This is a genomic window from Streptomyces sp. NPDC056580 (assembly GCF_042793175.1).
Taxonomy (GTDB): domain Bacteria; phylum Actinomycetota; class Actinomycetes; order Streptomycetales; family Streptomycetaceae; genus Streptomyces.
Genome location: NZ_JBHTVE010000003.1, coordinates 493,920 through 513,360 on the forward strand (window position 1 = coordinate 493,920; position 19,441 = coordinate 513,360).

Genomic DNA, 19,441 nt, shown 5'->3' on the forward strand with positions numbered 1-19,441 from the left:
GACCGCGCCACGTCGCAGGAAGGGGGAGGCGAAACGTGACGCGGAATCAAGTGAACGCTTGCGTTCACTGTCGGGGACTCACTACCGTTGACGTGAAAGTGAACGCGAGCGTTCACTAACGCCTTTGTGGGGGACTCATAGTGACAACCTCTCAGCTCCTTCAGGAACGGAAACCGGGTGCGGCCCGCCGGGTGGGGCATCCCGGCATCGCGCTCACCGTCATCGCGGCGTGCCAGCTCATGGTGGTACTCGACGCGACGATTGTGAACATCGCGCTCCCGCACATTCAAGACGCTCTCGCGTTCAGCACCACCGACCTCACCTGGGTGGTCAGCGCCTACACGCTCACCTTCGGCGGCCTGCTGCTGCTCGGGGCCCGGGCCGGCGACATCCTCGGCCGGCGCCGGGTGTTCATGGCCGGCATCCTGCTGTTCACCTTCGCCTCGCTGCTGGGCGGGCTCGCCCAGGAACCCTGGCAACTGCTCGCGGCGCGCGCCCTGCAGGGAGTCGGCGGCGCCATCGCCTCGCCCACCTCGCTCGCCCTGATCACCACCACGTTCCCCGAAGGCCCGGAACGCAACCGGGCCTTCGGCGTGTTCGCTGCGGTGTCCGCGGGCGGCGGTGCCATCGGCCTTCTGGCGGGCGGCATGCTCACCGACTGGCTCGACTGGCGGTGGGTGCTCTTCGTCAACGTGCCGATCGGCCTGCTGATCGCGTTCCTGGCCCCGGTGTACATCAGCGAGTCCGAACGGCACCCGGGACGGTTCGACATCGCCGGTGCGCTCACGTCGACGACCGGCATGGCCGCCCTGGTCTACGGGTTCATCCGCGCCTCGGAAGACGGCTGGCGGGACGGTCTCACGCTGGGGTCCTTCGGCGCCGCGGTGGTGCTGCTGGTCGCGTTCGTCCTCATCGAGATGCGGGCCAGGGAACCGATCACCCCGCTCAGGATGTTCGCCGACCGCAACCGCTCGGGCACGTACGTGATCATGCTCAGCCTCGCAGCGGCGATGTTCGGCATGTTCTTCTACATCGTTCTGTTCGTGCAGAACGTGCTCGGCTACAGCGCCATCCAGGCCGGTCTCGCCTTCCTCCCCGTGACGTTCGCGATCGCGGTCGGCGCCGGCCTGTCCCAGCGCTTCCTGCCCACGCTCGGCCCCAAGCCCTTCATGATGACCGGCTCGGCGCTCGTGGTGACGGGACTGGTCTGGCAGACGTTCATCACGCCCGACAGCTCCTACCTCGGCGGGGTGCTGGGGCCGATGCTGGTGTTCGGCTTCGGCATGGGCCTGAACTTCGTGACGGCCACCGTCACGGCCGTCTCCGGTGTGGCCCAGCACGAGGCGGGCGCGGCCTCCGGGCTGCTCAACGCCATGCAGCAGGTCGGCGGCTCGCTGGGCCTGTCCATCCTGACCACCGTCTTCGGCTCCGCGAGCACGGACGAGGCGAAGAAGCAACTGCCGAAGTTCCTCGCCGGAGGTACGCCCGAACAGCAGGCGCAGTTCGCGAAGACGCACCAGCTGCCCGCGCCCTGGGGACACGAGGTGCTGGCTCACGGGATCTCCGCGGCCTTCGTCCCGGCCGCCGCGATGGCCGGGCTCGCGTTCGTCACGGCCTGGCTGGTGATCAGGGTCCGCAAGAGCGATCTCGATGCCCTCGCCGGCACGCCCGGCCCGGCCATCGGCTGATCGCCGCTCCGCCGGGCGGAGCCACGGCAGGCCGGACCGCGGCCGGGAGCAGGACCGACCCCGCCGCGGCCCGGCCGGCCGCGTAGCCCGCGCGGCCGCGACCGAGGAGACCAGAGGCGCGACGAGCGCGACCGGCACACCGTCGACGACCGCCATCACCCACGCCCCCTCCCGGCCCCGCCCCTCAACCTGCCCGGCCCGTGTCACCGTCCGCCGCGAATATCGCGGCGGTCACGCGGAGAACGGCCGGCGGTCACGCAGAGTTCCCACCCGGCACGGAGAGTCCCGACGGCCGACGATACGGGGCGTCGAAGAGGGGCTCAGAGCGCCGTCGGCACCCAGTCGGGCAGGGCCTCGGTTCGCTCCACCCACTGAGCGGGGGGCGTGCCCGCCTTGCCGGCGCCGAGGACGCCGCCCATGATCGCGCAGGTCGTGTCCACGTCGCCGCCGACCTGGGCGGTCGTCCAGAAAGCCGTCTCGAAGTCGCCCAGCGACCGCGCGGCGGACCAGAGGGCGAACGGGACGGTGTCGTGGGCCGAGGTACGGCGTCCGCAACCGAGCACGGCGGCGACGGTGCCCGGATCCCCGTAGTCGAGCATGTCGCGGGCCCGGCGCAGGCCCGCGCCGACGGCGCTCTTCGGCACGAGTGCGATGACGCCGTCGAGGAGCGCCTCGGGGCTGGGCGGCCCGCCCGGCGAGGCGGCCAGCGCGGCGGCAGCGGCGACGGCCATCGCCCCCACCACGGCCTCGCGGTGCTGGTGCGTGGGATACGCCGAGATCTCGGCCTGGTGAGTCGCCTGCTCCGGATCGTCGGCGTACCAGGCGCCCAGCGGCGCGATGCGCATCGCGGCGCCGTTGCCCCAGGAGCCCTGGCCGTTGAAGAGGCCGGCCGCGAGCTCGCGCCAGTCCTCACCCTCGCGGACCAGGCGGAGCAGCCGGTTGACGGCCGGGCCGTAGCCGCGGTCGAAGTCGTGGTGCTCGGCGAAGGAGCGGGCCAGGGCGTCCTGGTCGAGGCGGCGGTGGGCGGCGAGGACGGCCACCACGGAGCAGGCCATCTCCGTGTCGTCCGTCCACTGCCAGGGGGCCCCGGGCAGTTCGCGGCGCTTGAGCAGAGGGTGGTTCGCCGGGACGAAGAACTGCGAGCCCAGCGCGTCTCCCACCGCGAGTCCGCGCAGGCTCGCCAGGGCACGGTTCAGGCGCCCGAGAGAAGAGGAGTCAGCGGTCATCGGTCTGCCACTCTATCCAAGATCCCAGTGCGGCACCGGATCCCGCCATCGCTCGAAGGGCCGGTCGAGGGTGTATCTGCCGTCCTCACCGAGAACGAGCATCCGCATCTCGGCGTTCCCGGGATTCGACAGCGACTCGAATTCCGCCACCGTCCAGTGGAACCAGCGCATGCAGAACAGCCGCATCGCGAGCCCGTGCGTCACCAGGAGCACGTTCGGCGGATGGTCCGGGGCCTCGAAGCTGCGGAACAGGCTTTCCAGGAAGCCGCCGACCCGGTCGTAGACGTCGGCGCCGGACTCTCCCTGCGGGAACCTGAAGAAGAAGTGGCCGTAGGCGTCCCGGTAGGCCTTCTGCAGGCGTACGTCGTCGCGGTCCTGCCAGTTGCCCCAGTCCTGCTCGCGCAGCCTGGGCTCCTCCCGTACCCGTATGCGGCCGGGGTCGAGGTGGAAGGCGCGCAGTGTCTCGTGGGTGCGCCGGTACGGGGAGACGTACACGCTCACGCGTTCCCGGCCGAAGACCTCGCGGAGCTCCTTGCCGGTCTCCTCGGCCTGTCGCACGCCGCGCTCGGTCAGCCCGAGAGCGTGGTCGGGCTCCCGCTCGTACACGGAGTCATCAACATTGCCCGTTGACTCGCCGTGCCGGACAAGGACGATGCGCCGTGGTCGTGCCATGCCGAAACCCTAGATCGAACGGGGGGTCGGTGGGGCACTCATGGTGGTCCCGTACGGCGTAAGTCACACGCGTCCCACACATACCGGCACGATCAGACCGTCCAGGACGGCTCCAGCTCCACGACGTCACCGGTGAGCGCCTCGATGTCCGCCTCCGTCTGGGCGCGCAGCGCGAGGCGTTCGATCCGCTCGGTGCGGTACTTGCCGTGCTCGGCCGCCGACCGCCACATGGAGAGGATGAGGAACTCCTGCTCGGGCGCCTCGGCGAACATGCCCCGGATCATGCCCGGCGACCCGGCCATGGCGGGGTTCCAGACCTTCTCCTGCATGAGGGTGAAGTGCTCCACCCGCTCCTCGTGGACCCGGCACAGGGCGACCCGGACCAGGTCCGAGTCGGTGAAGCGCGGCTCGAAGCCGGTCTTCACGTCGAACCGGTACTCGAACAGCTTGACCTGGGGATCCTTGAACGTGCCGGACTGGGCGGCCGCGAGACGGTCGTGGGAGCGGGCCATGAAGGAGTCGTAGAAGGCGCGGCTCTCCCAGAAGGCGAAGACATGCGCCACCCCGGGCCGGTGCCGGCTCCAGCCTCCGCCCTGCCCCCGGAAACCCGGCTCCCCGGGAAGCCCCGCCCACTTCCGCTGCCCGCGCTCGAAGCCGCGGCGGTCCACCACGGTGCAGCGAATCCACTTGACCAGCACCGCGCCATCGTAAGGCCACCGGGCGTGGCGCCGGTCACGCTCCGGCTGAGATCGCCCGCGCACGCTCCGCGCGCGCGTGGCACGATGAACAAAAGGCCCTGTCTTCAGGGCAGTTGGCAGACACGGCACTTCAAGGGGGTGGCGAAGCCCGGTGGCTGGCTTCAGCAAGGGAATCCGCAAGGTCGAGGTCGCGCTCAAGTGGGACCCCAGTCCCGCGGGCCGACCGCCCACCGATCTGGACATCGTGGCGGGACCGTACGAATCCGGTGACCCGTACGGGGCGCCGGCCTATCTGGTGCACTTCGACAGCCGTTCGCCGGACGGCACGATCTTCCTCAACCGGGACAGCACCGACGGCAAGGGCTTCGGCTGGGACGAGGTCATGACGATCGAGCTCGACCGGCTCGACGGCCGCTACACGCGCGTGGTGGCCGGTGTGGTCATCCAGCAGGGGGCGGGGCGCCGGACCTTCTCCGAGGTGCTCAACCCGGCGCTGCGCATCCGTGAGGGCTACACGGTGCTCGCCGAGGACGACTTCGGCTCGGTCGCCCAGGCCACGGCGGCCACGATCGGCGAGTTCCTGCGGGACGAATCCGGTGGCTGGACGTTCCACGCGGGGGTCCACGGCTACGACGAGGATCCGGCGGCCTTCCCCCGGGTCATGGGCAGCAGGCGCCGGTTCTGACGCGGGCACCCGCAGGTGAGGGGCGCCGGCCGTGGCCGGCGCCCCTCACCTCAGGTACGGCGTGTGATCAGCTGCAGCCGCTGGTCGAGCCGCAGCCCTCGCAGATGTAGCAGGAACCGGCCCGCTGCATCTTCGTACCGCAGGAGAAGCACAGCGGGGCGTCGGCCTGGATGCCCAGCTGCATCTCCACCAGTTCGGCGCTGGTGTGCGCCTGCTTCGGGGCGGGCTTGGCCACCTCGGACTCGGCCTTCGGCGTGGCGACCGCCTTCAGCTCCTGGGCGCGCGGCGCCGACTGGGCCAGGCCCTCGACGTCGACCTCGTCCTCGGCCGGCTCGTAGGAGCCGGTCTCCAGGTGCCGCTGACGCTCCTCGGCGGAGTGGATGCCGAGCGCGGAGCGCGTCTCGAAGGGCAGGAAGTCCAGCGCCAGGCGGCGGAAGATGTAGTCGACGATCGACTGCGCCATCCGCACGTCCGGGTCGTCCGTCATGCCGGCCGGCTCGAAGCGCATGTTGGTGAACTTCGAGACGTACGTCTCCAGAGGCACGCCGTACTGCAGACCGACGGAGACGGCGATGGAGAAGGCGTCCATCATGCCCGCGAGGGTCGAGCCCTGCTTGGACATCTTCAGGAACACCTCGCCGAGACCGTCGTCGGGGTAGGAGTTGGCGGTCATGTAGCCCTCGGCGCCGCCGACCGTGAAGGACGTGGTGATGCCGGGGCGGCCCTTGGGGAGGCGCTTGCGGACCGGGCGGTACTCGACGATCTTCTCGACCGTCTCGCGGATGGCCGCCTCGGCCTTCTCCGTGACCTCGGCCTTCTCCTTCTCCTTGGTCTTAGCGGAGAGGGGCTGGCCGACCTTGCAGTTGTCGCGGTAGATGGCGAGCGCCTTGACGCCCAGCTTCCACGCCTCGTAGTAGATCTCCTCGACCTCCTCGACGGTCGCCGTCTCCGGCATGTTGACCGTCTTGGAGATGGCGCCGGAGATCCACGGCTGGATCGCCGCCATCATGCGGACGTGGCCCATCGGGGAGATGGAGCGCTCGCCCATGGCGCAGTCGAACACCTCGTAGTGCTCGGGCTTGAGACCGGGAGCGTCGATCACGTTGCCGTTCTCGGCGATGTGGGCGACGATCGCCTCGATCTGCTCCTCCTGGTAACCCAGGCGGCGCAGGGCCTGCGGGACGGTGCCGTTGACGATCTGCATCGAGCCGCCGCCGACCAGCTTCTTGAACTTCACCAGCGCGAGGTCGGGCTCGACACCGGTGGTGTCGCAGGACATCGCCAGACCGATGGTGCCGGTCGGGGCGAGCACGGACGCCTGGGAGTTACGGAAACCGTTCTTCTCGCCGAGGCGCACCACGTCCTGCCAGGCCTCCGTGGCGGCGGCCCAGACCGGGGTGTCCAGGTCGTCCATGCGGACGGCCCCGCCGTTGGCGTCGGCGTGCTGCCGCATGACGCGCTTGTGGGCGTCGGCGTTGCGGGCGTAGCCGTCGTACGGGCCGACGACGTCGGCCAGCTCGGCGGAGCGGCGGTAGGCCGTGCCGGTCATCAGCGAGGTGATGGCGCCGGCGAGGGCGCGGCCGCCGTCGGAGTCGTAGGCGTGGCCGGTGGCCATCAGCAGGGCGCCGAGGTTGGCGTAGCCGATGCCGAGCTGGCGGAACGCGCGCGTGTTCTCGCCGATCTTCTGGGTCGGGAAGTCCGCGAAGCAGATCGAGATGTCCATCGCGGTGATGACCAGCTCGACGACCTTCTGGAAGCGCTCGGTCTCGAAGGACTGGTGGCCCTTGCCGTCGTCCTTGAGGAACTTCATCAGGTTCAGCGAGGCCAGGTTGCAGGACGTGTTGTCCAGGTGCATGTACTCGCTGCACGGGTTCGACGCGGTGATCCGGCCGGACTCGGGGCAGGTGTGCCAGTTGTTGATCGTGTCGTCGTACTGGATGCCCGGGTCGGCGCAGGCCCAGGCGGCCTCGGCGATCTTGCGGAAGAGCGCCTTGGCGTCGACCTCCTCGATGACCTCACCGGTCATGCGGGCACGCAGGCCGAACTTGCCGTTCGACTCGACCGCCGTCATGAACTCGTCGTTCACCCGGACCGAGTTGTTGGCGTTCTGGTACTGGACGGAGGTGATGTCGTCCCCGCCCAGGTCCATGTCGAAGCCCGCGTCGCGCAGGACGCGGATCTTCTCCTCCTCGCTGACCTTGGTCTGGATGAAGTCCTCGATGTCGGGGTGGTCGACGTCGAGCACGACCATCTTGGCGGCGCGGCGGGTGGCGCCGCCCGACTTGATGGTGCCGGCGGAGGCGTCGGCGCCGCGCATGAAGGAGACGGGACCGGAGGCGTTGCCGCCGGAGGAGAGCAGCTCCTTGGAGGAGCGGATGCGGGAGAGGTTCAGGCCGGCGCCGGAACCGCCCTTGAAGATCATGCCCTCTTCCTTGTACCAGTCGAGGATCGACTCCATGGAGTCGTCGACGGACAGGATGAAGCAGGCGGAGACCTGCTGGGGCTGCGGGGTTCCGACGTTGAACCAGACGGGGCTGTTGAAGCTGAAGATCTGGTGCAGGAGGGCGTAGGCCAGCTCGTGCTCGAAGATCTCGGCGTCGGCGGGCGAGGCGAAGTACTTGTAGTCCTCACCGGCCTTCCGGTACGTCTTCACGATACGGTCGATCAGCTGCCTGAGGCTGACCTCGCGCTGCGGGGTGCCGACGGCACCCCGGAAGTACTTGCTGGTGACGATGTTGACCGCGTTCACCGACCAGAAGTCGGGGAACTCGACGCCACGCTGCTCGAAGTTGACCGAGCCGTCGCGCCAGTTGGTCATGACGACGTCACGGCGCTCCCAGGCCACCTCGTCGTACGGGTGCACGCCGGGGGTGGTGTGGATGCGCTCGATCTGCAGTCCCTTGCTACCCGCCTTGGTTCCCTTGGCTCGGGAACCTCGCGTCGGACCGCTCGCCGTCTCTGTCATGCCGCCTCCCTGTACGGGCGCAAACGCCCTGAAGTGCCCCGATGTTCCCGTGGCACGGTGTTCTGTCTGATGTTGCGGGCTCCCTCATCTGCCACCCGCAACAGGTCTTCGGTCGCCGCCGTCCGAGGCGGAACCCGGCCCTCCGTCCGGGTTCCGCGGCGCCGGTCAGTCGGCGGCGTGGGCGGGCTCGGGGACCTCGGTGGTCCCTCCGGGCCCGCGCGCGTCTTCCTGGCTCCCCGCTCCCGCGTCCTCGTCGTACGCGGCGGGGCCTCGCGCCTGCCTCAGCTCCGCGATGGCGGCCTCGAAGTCGTCCAGCGAGTCGAAGGCCCGGTAGACGGAGGCGAACCGCAGATAGGCGACGAGGTCGAGTTCCTGCAACGGGCCGAGTATGGCCAGACCCACGTCGTGAGTGGTCAGCTCGGCGCTCCCGGTGGCCCGCACCGCCTCCTCGACCCGCTGGCCGAGCTGGGCGAGCGCGTCCTCGGTGACCGGCCGTCCCTGGCATGCCTTGCGCACACCGTTGATGACCTTGGTACGGCTGAAAGGCTCGGTGACCCCGGACCGCTTCACCACCATGAGCGAGCACGTCTCCACGGTCGTGAAACGACGGGAGCAGTCAGGGCACTGGCGGCGCCTGCGGATCGACGTACCGTCGTCGGTCGTACGACTGTCGACCACACGGCTGTCGGGGTGCCTGCAGAAGGGGCAGTGCATGGATCTCCAACCCTCCTCACAGCAGACTCAACAGCCTCACTGGGCCACATGGGCCCCGCGAAGCAGCCCTAAGCATAGGCGATGCGGGAGCCGTCCAAGACCCGGGGGACCACAACTTGTGGGCCCGGGTAAGCATCCAACCACTAGATGTAGGGCCTGGCCCATACATCGAGGCAATCAGGCGTGTCGCCCGGACGGAGCACGCCCCGAATACCCGCCGGCGGCAATTCCGAACACGCGGGCGCCGGGGCGTACCGATCCGCCGGTTGCGGAGATACCGTGGGCGCCGCACGGAGGCCGCGTGGCACTCCGGCACAGAAGGGAGCCCGCATCCAGGAGGACGGGGTTCCGGATGGCAGACTGAGGGCACGACCCACAAGGTCATCGATCCCGGCGGTGAAGAGTACGACAAATGGGCACTTTTGCCCGCCAGGTGCCGCGTCAGCTATACACCCAGACACGTGATCGCGTCAGGTGATTCGCACTTTTTCACTCGAACGTGTGTTTGGCGCAACCTTTCGAAAGCAACTACCGTTGTCCAGCAGGGAGACCATCGAGAGGGGCCGACGTGACCACCACCGCAGACAGTGCCACCATCACCGCCCAGGACCGCTCCATGGGCCGAGTCGAGCCGGTACATGCGATGAACGAAGCCACGAATCCCGAGGGGCACAAGCGCTCCCTGCCTGGCCGACCTCCAGGCATCCGGGCGGACAGCTCGGGGCTCACCGACCGGCAGCGCCGGGTGATCGAGGTCATCCGGGATTCGGTGCAGCGGCGCGGATACCCGCCGTCGATGCGCGAGATCGGCCAGGCCGTCGGCCTCTCCAGCACCTCCTCGGTGGCGCACCAGCTGATGGCGCTCGAGCGCAAGGGATTCCTGCGCCGCGACCCGCACCGCCCCCGCGCGTACGAGGTCCGCGGCTCCGACCAGGCCGTGACGGTGCAGCCCACCGACACCGCCGGCAAGCCCGCCGCGTCCTACGTCCCGCTGGTCGGCCGCATCGCGGCCGGCGGGCCGATCCTCGCGGAGGAGTCGGTCGAGGACGTGTTCCCGCTGCCCCGTCAGCTCGTCGGCGACGGTGAGCTGTTCGTCCTGAAGGTGGTCGGCGACTCCATGATCGAGGCCGCGATCTGCGACGGCGACTGGGTCACCGTCCGCCGGCAGCCGGTCGCCGAGAACGGTGACATCGTCGCGGCGATGCTCGACGGCGAGGCCACCGTCAAGCGCTTCAAGCGCGAGGACGGCCACGTCTGGCTCCTGCCGCACAACGCGGCCTACGAACCGATCCCCGGCGACGACGCCACCATTCTGGGCAAGGTCGTCGCCGTGCTGCGGCGCGTGTGACGGCCGCGGCGGTCGGGCCGGACACGGCCCGACCCCCTTGACCGGGCCCCGGGACCCCTGCGCCGGTTCCGGGGCCCTGTGCTGTCCGGACTCCCCCGGGACCGCCCCGGACGCCCGCGTGGACCGCCGCGCCGGCGCGGGCCGGCGCCGCCCGCCCCGCTCCGACCAGCCCGCAGATCACTGCTCCTGCGTCTGCGCCTCTTCCGTCTTCCGGGCGGCCGCGTCGATGGCCGCGAGTGACCTGCGCACCTGGTTGCGGTCCGTGGTGTACCAGAAGTCGGGCAGCGACGCCTTGAGGTAGCCGCCGTACCGCGCGGTGGCGAGTCGCTGGTCCAGTACCGCGACCACGCCACGGTCACCCGAGGCGCGGACCAGACGGCCCGCGCCCTGAGCCATGAGCAGGGCCGCGTGCGTCGCGGCCACCGCCATGAAGCCGTTGCCGCCCGCGTCCTCCACCGCCTTCTGGCGGGCGCTCATCAGCGGGTCGTCGGGGCGCGGGAAGGGAATCTTGTCCATGACCACCAGCTGGCAGCTGGGGCCCGGTACGTCCACGCCCTGCCACAGTGACAGCGTGCCGAACAGGCAGGTCCGCGGGTCGGCTGCGAAGTTCTTGATCAGCTCGCCGAGCGTCTCCTCGCCCTGGAGCAGGATCGGGAACTCCGGGATGCGGGAGCGCAGCTCCTCCGCGGCGAGCTGGGCGGCGCGCATGGAAGAGAACAGTCCCAGGGTGCGGCCGCCGGCCGCCTGGATCAGCTCGGTCAGCTCCGTCAGCATGTCGGAGCGCTCTCCGTCCCGGGCCGGGCGCGCGAGGTGCTTCGCGACGTACAGGATGCCCTGCTTCGGGTAGTCGAACGGCGAGCCGACGTCCACCCCCTTCCACTTCGGCAGGTCCTCGCCCTGCGCGCCCTCGGGCCCCAGTCCCAGGGAGGCGCCGACGCCGTTGAAGTCGCCGCCGAGCTTGAGCGTCGCGGACGTGAGGACGACGCTGCGGTCCGCGAAGAGCTTCTCCCTGAGCAGCCCGGAGACCGACATGGGCGCGACGCGCAGGGACGCGCCGAAGCGGTCGTGACGCTCGTACCAGACCACGTCCCACTCGGAGCCGTTGACCACCCGCTCCGCCACGTCGTGCACGGTCTCCACCGAGGCCAGCGCCTGCTTGCGGACCGCGTCCTCGTCCTGGACCGACTTGTCGCGGGTCGAACCGAGCGCGGTGATGACCGTGCGCGCGGCGTCCCGCAGCGCCATCAGCGCGTAGCCGAGGTCCTCCGGGATCTCCTCGAGCCGGCCCGGCAGAGCCAGTTCCATCAGCCGCTCGAAGCCCTCCGCGGCGGTCTGGAGCTGGTCGGCGGCCTTCTCGTTGACGAGCTTGGCCGCCCGGCGCACGGCACGGTTGACCTGGCCGGGCGTGAGCTCTCCGGTGGCGACGCCGGTGACACGGGAGACGAGTTCGTGCGCCTCGTCCACGATCAGCACCTCGTGCTGCGGCAGCACCGGGGCGCCCTCGATGGCGTCGATCGCCAGCAGGGCGTGGTTGGTGACGACGACCTCGGCGAGCTTGGCCCGCTCGCGCGCCATCTCCGCGAAGCACTCGGCGCCGTAGGCGCACTTCGACGCGCCCAGGCACTCGCGCGAGGACACCGACACCTGCGCCCAGGCACGGTCGGAGACGCCCGGCGTGAGGCCGTCGCGGTCGCCGGTCTCCGTCTCGTCGGCCCAGTCGCGCAGGCGCAGCAGGTCCTGGCCCAGCTTGCTGGTGGGCGCGGCGGCCTCGAACTGGTCGAAGAGCCCGTCCTCCTCGTCCTGCGGCATGCCCTCGTGCAGGCGGTGCAGGCACAGGTAGTTGGACCTGCCCTTGAGCATCGCGAACTCCGGTCGGCGGCGCAGCAGCGGGTGCAGCGCGTCGACCGTGCGGGGCAGGTCGCGCTCCACGAGCTGGCGCTGCAGCGCCAGCGTCGCCGTGGCGACGACCACCCGCTCCCCCTGCGCGAGCGCGGGCACGAGGTAGCCCAGCGACTTTCCGGTGCCGGTGCCGGCCTGGACCAGCAGGTGGGATCCGTCGTCGATCGCCTCGGCGACCGCTTCGGCCATGGTCACCTGGCCGGGGCGCTCCGTGCCGCCGACGGCTGCGACGGCGGCGTGCAGGAGCTCGGGGAGTGAGGGCTTCGTCATAGCCCGACCACCCTACGGCCCGGCACTGACAAACGGGCGGTCACGGCTGGGGCGGGGCAGGGATCACGGCCGGGGCTCCTGGGGCGGTGGGCTGGCTGTCGCGGCGGCTCGACGCGATTCCCGGAATTTCTTGCGAGCGCCGGGAACGTCACCGAGCCGCCGTTCGTACTCAATGTGACGACGCCATCACGAGTCGTCACATCGTCCGGTGCGGGACGCGCTCGCGGATCATGAGAGCGGCTCGCTTGCCGGGGAGGTCGACCTCCCCGGTGAGCCGGAAGCCGGCACGCAGGAAAGCGGCGACGGAGGGGGTGTTGCGAAGATCGGGCTCGGCGACCACCCGGGAGCAGGCGGGGCGACGGGCCAGGACGAGAGCGGACACGGCTTCGAGCAGGGCGGAGCCCAGTCCCCGCCGCCGGTCGGCGGCCTCGCCGATGAGGAGGTGGATCCCGGTGTCGTGCGGCCGGACCGGGCAGTGGCGGGCCAGTGGATCGAGGTCGGCACGGTAGAGCTCCCAGTAGCTCATGGGGACGCCGTCCAGCACGCCCAGGCACGGCACGCTTCGGCCGTCGCCCTCGAGTTGGGCGCGCAGGTGGTCCGCCGTCCTGTCCGGGGGCCCCGCCAGCTCCCAGTACTCGGCCACAGCGGGGTCGTTCATCCAGCGGTGGACGAGAGGGAGGTCGTCTTCCAGGCGCACGGGGACGAGTTCGAAGAGACCGACGGGGGTGACGGCCGGCCCCCAGCCGGAGACGTCATCGAGCAGGTCGGCCGTGGCGAAGAGGGCGACGAACTCGTCCGGCAGACGCAGGTGCAGCGTGGCCTCGCCGTCCTCGGGAGAGGCGGTGTCCGCGCTGGTGTCGGTGGAGGGCACGGCGCGCTCCTTTCGGGAGAGGGAGGTGGTGTTCCGCGGGAGATGCAGAGGCGCAGAAAGGTGCGTTCAGGAATGGAGGGGGTTGGCGATGGTGACGTAGACGGACTGGGTGTCGACCGGGCCGACGAGTTCGTCCATGCCGTGCAGCCGCGTCAGCAGGTTGGCCTTGCAGCGCAGGACAGGTGAGTCGAGCAGCAGGCCGGGCAGCGGGGTGCGCAGGGCGAGCGGCCCCGAGGCGGCGTCGGAGAGGAAGCCGCGGAACGCCGCGAGGAGCAGCCTCTCGTCGGCGAGCCGCTGGGAGCCGAGGGCGCCGACCAGCCCGAGCACGTTGTTGACGGCGAGGTAGTAGGCGAAGCGTTCGTCGGTCACCTCGTCCGCGACGAAGGTGTCGCTGTGCACGCCGATGCCGGGCAGCCGCGCGTCGAGTTCGGCCCGCCTGGACTCGCGGAAGTAGTAGCCCTGGTTGTCGCGGTACCGGCCGCCGGCGGGCCAGCCGTCGCGGTCGAGCAGGACCAGGGTGTTCTGCTGATGGGCCTCGAGGGCGACCCCGGCCTCGCTGTCCAGCCAGAGCACGGGTCGAATGACCTGTTCCAGGTAGCGCAGGAACCACTCCGCGGCGACGGCTCCGACAGGGCGCCCGGTGCGTGCGGCGAGCCGTGCCACGATCTGGGACAGGCGGGACCGCAGGGCCCAGGGTCCCGTCGCCGGCCGGGCGTCGGGGTCCGGTTCGGCCAGGGGCCGGGGCGAGACGAGTCCGGCCAGGCAGCCGACGTCGTCGGACGGGGCGAACGGGTTGTGCCGGATCATGACGTCGAGGCCGGGCAGGGGCCGCCCGTCCGGGTCGTCGACGGCGAGCCAGGCGGGGTCGCGGACGATGTCGAAGGCGGGGTGTGCGGCCTGCCACTGGCGGGCGAGGCCGCCGCGCAGCAACCGGTGCACCTCCACTCCGCGGTGGAGTTCCTTGCGCAGGTTCTCGCGACGGGAATTGGTGATGCGCAGGCCCAGCGACAGCTTCAGCATCGCGGGGGCGCCGGACCGGTGGAGGGTGCGTACGGAGGAGGTGGGGTGCCAGGGTGCGCCGAGCGGCCCGAGGTCGCGGAGCGCTCCGGAGTCGAGCAGGGCGGCGACCGCCTCGCGGTGCCTGATCTCCCTCGCCTGCCAGGGGTGCAGCGGCAGCACGGCGTAGCCGTCGGGCCGGGGAGGGGTGGTTCCGGCGAGCCGCTGGGTGAGCCGGTCGGCGGGTACGGGACGGCCGCGCTCGGTCCAGGCCGAGTCGGTCGCCAGCAGAGAGGGGGCCACGGCCCACCAGTGCAGCGGGAACGAGCCGCGCGACTCCGGGGAGTACAGCGGGCCCTCGGCCTCCGTCAGGCCCTCACGGCTCTTGGGGGCCGGGTGCAGGGGGTGCCCGAGTAGGAGGGACTGCTCTGCGCCGAGGAAGAGGTCGGGGCCGTCGGCAGGACGGGCGCGGCGGTCGCCGATGAAGGTCGCGGTGCGGCGCAGCGAGTCGGCGACTCTGGCGACCAGGTCGCCGCCGTCGCCCGTGGCCCCCTGCTGCACCGGCGCGCCGGGGATACCTGGCGTGCCGTGGGCGCCGCCGGGGGTCTCCCTGGCGAGGAGGGCCGCGAGCGTGGTCGCGTCGACGGGCGGAGCCGTCTCCGCGCCGGCGAGGCGGACCGGTCCGAAGCGGTGCCAGCCCGCCGGGGACCAGTACCGCACCTGGACGATCAACGCGGTGCCGCTGCGGAGCAGCGGGATGCGGAGGGTGCCGGTGGCGGGGGCGGCGAGGTCGTTCTCCCGTACCCAGCAGCGCAGGAGGTTCTCCACGGCGGCGGCCTGGGCGGCGGCGCCGGGGTCGGGGTCCTCCAGCGGGTCGGCGCCGGGCACTTCCGCGCTCACCCCGTCCGGGGCCCGTCGCTTCTGCTGGGGGAACGACTCGGGGAGCGGCACGGGAGCCGGCTGGGCGCCGGAGTCGCCCTGGTCGTCGGGACTGCCGGAACGGCCGTCGGGTGCGGGGGTGGCGTTCAAGACGGCTCCTCGGGAGGGGGCGGGGCGGGCTGGGGTTGTGCGGGGGCTCGTCGGGCAACCCGTCAAACGGTCGGCCATCGTGCGGGTGGGCTGCCGTGCGGTCGTCGTGCTGCCGTGCGGTCGTGCGGTCGTCGTGCTGCCGTGCGGTCGTAGTGCTGCGGTGCGGCGGTGCCGGCGCCCTGTGGCCGGGGTCGCCGTGCGAGTCACCGTGCGCTTCACGGGGCCCGCGTGGCTTCGGGCGGCCGAGCCGTGCGCGTCCGTGTGGTGCGCGCTGCTCAGGCTTGACCGAGGGCGGGAGCACCGGGCGTGGGCGGGGACTCGCGGCCGCGCTGGTGGGGTGGTCGCGGTGCGGCTGCTAGCCGTTGCCGGGGCCAGGGCCGTCGGGATGACGGTGCCCGCGGCCGTGGTGCTGCTGTCGGCGGGCCGCCACCGCCACCGCGTCGGCCAGGCGGTCCATGACGGCTTCCGCCTGCTCGTCGGAGATGGTCAGCGGCGGCAGGAGTCGTACGACGCCCGCATGGCGGCCGCCGAGTTCCACGATGAGCCCCCGGTCCAGGCACTCCCGTTGGACGGCCGCCGCGAGCTGGGGGTCGGCACGGTGCGGGGTGCGGTCGGACCCGGGACCGTCGGCTGCGCGCCGGTGATCGCCTGCGGAGGCGGCACCGGCCGGTCCGGGCGTCTCGCTCTCCGGGTCCACGAGCTCGATGCCGAGCATCAACCCGCGCCCCCGGACGTCGCCCACGCACGGGAACGCGTCCCGCAACCGGCTGAGCTGGGACAGCATCCGGGAGCCGAGGGCGGCGGCTCGCTCGGCGAGCGCGTTCTCCCGGACATGAGCGAGGGTGGCGGTGCCGGCGGCCATGGCGAGTTGGTTGCCCCGGAAGGTGCCGGCGTGGGCACCGGGCTGCCATACGTCGAGGTCGTCGCGGTAGACGACCACGGCCAACGGCAGACTGCCGCCGATGGCCTTCGACATGACCATGACGTCAGGGACGACACCGCTGTGCTCCACGGCCCAGAAGGCGCCCGTGCGGCCGACGCCGGTCTGGATCTCGTCGGCGATCAGCGGGACGGACCGCTCGGCGGTGATCTCGCGCATGCGGCGCATCCAGCCGTCCGGCGCCGGGAGCACGCCGCCCTCACCCTGGACGGGTTCGACGATCATCCCGGCGGGGAGCGGTACCCCCGACTTCGGGTCGTCGAGGAGGGACTCGGTCAAGCGGGCGCCGAGTTCCGCGCCGCGCGGCCCGCCGACGCCGAAGGGACAGCGGTAGTCCTGCGGGTACGGAAGTCGCGCGACCTGTACGTCGCCGGCTCCGCCGGAGGCCGCCATGGCTCCGGCCGTCATGCCGTGGTAGGCGCCGGTGAAGGCGAGCATACCGGTGCGTCCGGTCGCGGTGCGGACCAGTTTGAGCGCGGCTTCGACCGCGTCGGTGCCGGCCGGCCCGCAGAACTGCACCCGGGCGCGGTCGGCGAGCCCTGCCGGCAGGGTGCGGAACAGCTCGGTGATGAAGGCGTCCTTCACCGGCGTCGCAAGGTCGAGGACGGAGAGCGGGGCGCCGGAGTCGAGGACCCGGCGGATGGCCTCCAGGACCACCGGGTGGTTGTGGCCGAGGGCGAGGGTTCCGGCTCCCGAGAGGCAGTCCAGGTACCGGCGTCCGTCGGCGCCCTCGATGGTCATCCCCCGCGCCCGCACGGGCACGATGGGCAGGGCCCGCGCATAGGTGCGTGCCGCGGACTCACGCGCCGACTGGCGCCTGAGGATCCCCTCGTGCACGGCGCGCTCTTCCGCGTGCGCGCCTTCAGCCACCGACTCGGTCACGGCCACGACTCGCTGTCCTCCCGCTGTCCTGAGGCGAGTTGATCCGCGGGGACCGGGCACAGGCAGCGGACCCCCCAGCCCTACAACCGCCCAGCGGCCCACGGGTTACGGGTTGCCCCGCAATCCCCGCCCCTCTCCGCACAGCGGCGCGCGCCGCCCCTCGCCTCCCTGCCCTCTCCGCCGACCCCACTCGGCGGCTCCTTCCCCGCCCTCTCTGGTGATCCCTCTCCGCCGCTCCCGCTGTGCCACTCCCTCCCTGCCCCCGCGCCACGACCGCACCGCGGCATCCGGCACCTCCACGGCGTCCCTCCCGCGCAGCCGGCTCCCCTGCTCGTGATGCCGCCCACCCGGTGTCGTCGCAAGCTGGAAGACGAGCGTGCCCGGCACCGAACGTCACCGCCCGGCACCGCACTCCCCTGTCCGACACCACCCGGCACCACCCGTCACCGTCCGGCGCCCCGGTCACACCGCGCCGGAATGCCCTGGACGTCGATCATGACGAACCTGCCCCCGCCGCCCACTCCCCGGCTCGAGCCCGCGGCCAAGGAACTCGCCGACGCCACCGCGCCGCACCCCCGCATCTACGAGGTGCCTCCCGCGCAGGGGCGCGACATCAAGGAGCGCGACGCCTCACCGCTGCGCGCCTCGCTCGACGAACTGCGGGGCCTGCCGGCCTCGTCGTGATCACCGACGAGGCCGACGTGCTGCGCGACGAGGGCGAGGCCTACGCGGCGCGGCTGCGGGAGGCCGGCGTCCCGGTCACCGCGGTGCGGGTGCTCGGCAAGGTGCACGACTTCCTGATGCTCGACGCCATCAGGGCCGCCCTGCACGGCGACTGAGGCTCGCCGTGCGACCGGGCGTCCAGGCCCTGCCCTCGCCGGTCCACGACCGTCCGTACCGACGGATCCGCCGACTCAGCCGACTCAGCCTCAAGCGACCCAACCGACTCGACCGAGCCACGGTCACGTGTCCCCCCACGAGGTGGGGGCACGGTGCCGTGGCTCGTGTGCGTCCAGGTCAGGCCGCTTGTGGCCGAACCGTTGCCGGACCGTCGGAACTCCCCCACAGCGAGCGCATAGTGTGTGATGCCGTTCCCAGCGGACCAGGGGACCGGCGTCAACTCCCCTTGGATGCGGTGCCGGTGCCGGGGCCGAAGCGCCGAGTACCTTCACACCAGGGGGAGTCCACACCATGCGATCCATACGGCCGTCGTTCACCGTTCGCCGAGGGAGGGGCGCGCCGCGCCGGTCCTCCCCCGTGCCGGCGACGGTCGCCCTCGTCTCGGCGCTGGCGCTGACCGCCACGGCCTGCAACGGCAACGGCAACGGTGACGACAACGCCGACGGCAGGCCGACCGCCGCCGCGACCCGGAGCGGCACCGGCGACGGCAAGATCAAGATCCCGGACGACATCCGTCAGAAGCTCAAGGAGCACGGGATCGACGTCGACAAGTGGAAAGACGGCGCCTGGAAGAACTGGAACCGGGACGACTGGCTGCGCGAGGCCAACGACTTCATCAACCCCATCATCAAGGGACTGTGGAACCCGGACCGGATGCGGGGCGCCGACGACCCGGCCAAGCGCGTGGACGACAACGACCTCTCCGGTGACCAGGGCGTGACGGACCCGACCCCGGCGCCGGTGGACGCGCAGGCGGTCAAGCCGCCGTACCACACCAGCGCGGCCACCTCGGGCAAGGTCTTCTTCGACTCCCCCGAGGGCACGATGGTCTGCTCGGCTACGGTCGTTCAGGACCCGGCGCACCCGGGCAAGTCCAACCTCATCTGGACGGCCGGCCACTGTGTGCACGCAGGGAAGAGCGGCGGCTGGTACCGCAACATCGCGTTCGTGCCGTCGTACAACAACCAGGGCAGGTCGAACGCACGGCTGCAGGACGCCAGCCGGGCCGAGGTCGCCCCGTACGGCGTCTGGTGGGCGGACGCGGCGAAGACCTCGCAGCAGTGGATCGACCAGGGCGGCCGCACCGGCGGCAACGGCGCCTCGTACGACTTCGCGGTCATCCACGTGACGCCCGAGCAGGGCAACGCGGGCAAGTCGCTGGAGGAGACGGTCGGCGGGGCGCTGCCGGTGAACTTCGGCGCCCCGGCCGTGCCGAAGGTGCAGAGCATCACGGCGACCGGCTACCCCGCCGCGGCTCCCTACGACGGCCAGCTCGCCTACCAGTGCCAGGACAAGCCGGGCCGGCTGTCCCTCGACAAGGCGGACCCGACGATGTACCGCATCGGCTGCACGATGACCGGCGGTTCCTCGGGGGGCGGCTGGGTGGAGACCGGCCCGGACGGCGAGTCCGCCCTGGTGTCCAACACCTCGATCGGCCCGGTGCGCGCGGGCTGGCTGGCGGGTCCCCGGCTGGGTGAGGTGGCCAAGGGCGTCTACGACTCGGTCAGCGAGAAGTTCGCGGGGCGGTGACGCCCGCCGCGCCGGGCCGCGGCCCGGACGGCCGTGGTGTCCCGCCGGAAGGTGAACCGCGCTCGCGGCGGACGCCGGCGGGACCCGCGAGGCGATGACGAGAGGCCCGCCACCCGGATGGGGTGGCG

General features: G+C 71.6%; 12 protein-coding genes and 2 pseudogenes. 5 read left to right on the forward strand and 9 right to left on the reverse strand.

Going from position 1 to position 19,441, the window contains the following annotated elements; genetic code table 11:
• Positions 1 to 140: 140 nt before the first annotated feature.
• On the forward strand, positions 141 to 1,688 hold the full coding sequence (locus tag ACFQ9Z_RS08645; protein WP_383012929.1) for an MFS transporter: 1,548 nt from the start codon (positions 141 to 143) through the stop codon (positions 1,686 to 1,688).
• A 320-nt stretch (positions 1,689 to 2,008) separates the two neighbouring features.
• Here ACFQ9Z_RS08645 and ACFQ9Z_RS08650 read toward each other — a convergent pair whose 3' ends face one another.
• The 3 genes from ACFQ9Z_RS08650 to ACFQ9Z_RS08660 all read right to left on the reverse strand — a co-directional run bounded on the left by ACFQ9Z_RS08650 (position 2,009) and on the right by ACFQ9Z_RS08660 (position 4,284).
• Entirely contained in the window at positions 2,009 to 2,914 is a 906-nt protein-coding gene (locus tag ACFQ9Z_RS08650) for an ADP-ribosylglycohydrolase family protein (protein WP_383012932.1), read from the reverse strand.
• A gap of 12 nt (positions 2,915 to 2,926) precedes the next feature.
• Positions 2,927 to 3,586, reverse strand: a complete 660-nt coding sequence (locus tag ACFQ9Z_RS08655) for a histidine phosphatase family protein (RefSeq protein WP_383012935.1) — start codon at positions 3,584 to 3,586, stop codon at positions 2,927 to 2,929.
• A 92-nt stretch (positions 3,587 to 3,678) separates the two neighbouring features.
• Entirely contained in the window at positions 3,679 to 4,284 is a 606-nt protein-coding gene (locus ACFQ9Z_RS08660) for a YdbC family protein (RefSeq protein ID WP_383012938.1), read from the reverse strand.
• A 124-nt stretch (positions 4,285 to 4,408) separates the two neighbouring features.
• Between ACFQ9Z_RS08660 and ACFQ9Z_RS08665 the strand changes: the two are divergent.
• Positions 4,409 to 4,969 (forward strand): annotated as a pseudogene (locus tag ACFQ9Z_RS08665) (TerD family protein); the annotation flags it as partial.
• Between the two features lie 67 nt (positions 4,970 to 5,036).
• Here the strand turns inward: ACFQ9Z_RS08665 and ACFQ9Z_RS08670 are convergent.
• Positions 5,037 to 7,934: a vitamin B12-dependent ribonucleotide reductase gene (locus ACFQ9Z_RS08670; RefSeq protein WP_383012941.1), complete on the reverse strand. Its 2,898-nt coding sequence runs from the start codon at positions 7,932 to 7,934 to the stop codon at positions 5,037 to 5,039.
• Between the two features lie 165 nt (positions 7,935 to 8,099).
• Positions 8,100 to 8,648: a transcriptional regulator NrdR gene (gene nrdR, locus ACFQ9Z_RS08675; protein ID WP_383012945.1), complete on the reverse strand. Its 549-nt coding sequence runs from the start codon at positions 8,646 to 8,648 to the stop codon at positions 8,100 to 8,102.
• A gap of 568 nt (positions 8,649 to 9,216) precedes the next feature.
• Here nrdR and lexA point away from each other — a divergent pair.
• Positions 9,217 to 9,996: a transcriptional repressor LexA gene (gene lexA / locus ACFQ9Z_RS08680; RefSeq protein WP_014675455.1), complete on the forward strand. Its 780-nt coding sequence runs from the start codon at positions 9,217 to 9,219 to the stop codon at positions 9,994 to 9,996.
• A 177-nt stretch (positions 9,997 to 10,173) separates the two neighbouring features.
• On the opposite strand, the gene ACFQ9Z_RS08685 is transcribed toward lexA, so the two are convergent.
• The 4 genes from ACFQ9Z_RS08685 to ACFQ9Z_RS08700 all read right to left on the reverse strand — a co-directional run bounded on the left by ACFQ9Z_RS08685 (position 10,174) and on the right by ACFQ9Z_RS08700 (position 16,889).
• Entirely contained in the window at positions 10,174 to 12,165 is a 1,992-nt protein-coding gene (locus tag ACFQ9Z_RS08685; protein WP_383012950.1) for an ATP-dependent DNA helicase, read from the reverse strand.
• Between the two features lie 196 nt (positions 12,166 to 12,361).
• Positions 12,362 to 13,036: a GNAT family N-acetyltransferase gene (locus ACFQ9Z_RS08690; protein WP_383012953.1), complete on the reverse strand. Its 675-nt coding sequence runs from the start codon at positions 13,034 to 13,036 to the stop codon at positions 12,362 to 12,364.
• Positions 13,037 to 13,102: 66 nt separating this feature from the next.
• The gene (locus ACFQ9Z_RS08695; RefSeq protein WP_383012956.1) at positions 13,103 to 15,061 is read right to left on the reverse strand and encodes an IucA/IucC family protein; all 1,959 of its coding nucleotides are present in this window, start codon (positions 15,059 to 15,061) and stop codon (positions 13,103 to 13,105) included.
• Between the two features lie 355 nt (positions 15,062 to 15,416).
• Positions 15,417 to 16,889: a diaminobutyrate--2-oxoglutarate transaminase family protein gene (locus tag ACFQ9Z_RS08700; protein WP_383012959.1), complete on the reverse strand. Its 1,473-nt coding sequence runs from the start codon at positions 16,887 to 16,889 to the stop codon at positions 15,417 to 15,419.
• A 576-nt stretch (positions 16,890 to 17,465) separates the two neighbouring features.
• Between ACFQ9Z_RS08700 and ACFQ9Z_RS08705 the strand changes: the two are divergent.
• Positions 17,466 to 17,722, forward strand: a pseudogene (locus ACFQ9Z_RS08705) (alpha/beta hydrolase fold domain-containing protein); the annotation flags it as partial.
• A gap of 352 nt (positions 17,723 to 18,074) precedes the next feature.
• Positions 18,075 to 19,313 (forward strand): trypsin-like serine peptidase, encoded by a 1,239-nt coding sequence (locus tag ACFQ9Z_RS08710; protein ID WP_383012962.1) that lies wholly within the window; start codon positions 18,075 to 18,077, stop codon positions 19,311 to 19,313.
• The last annotated feature ends 128 nt before the right edge of the window (positions 19,314 to 19,441 follow it).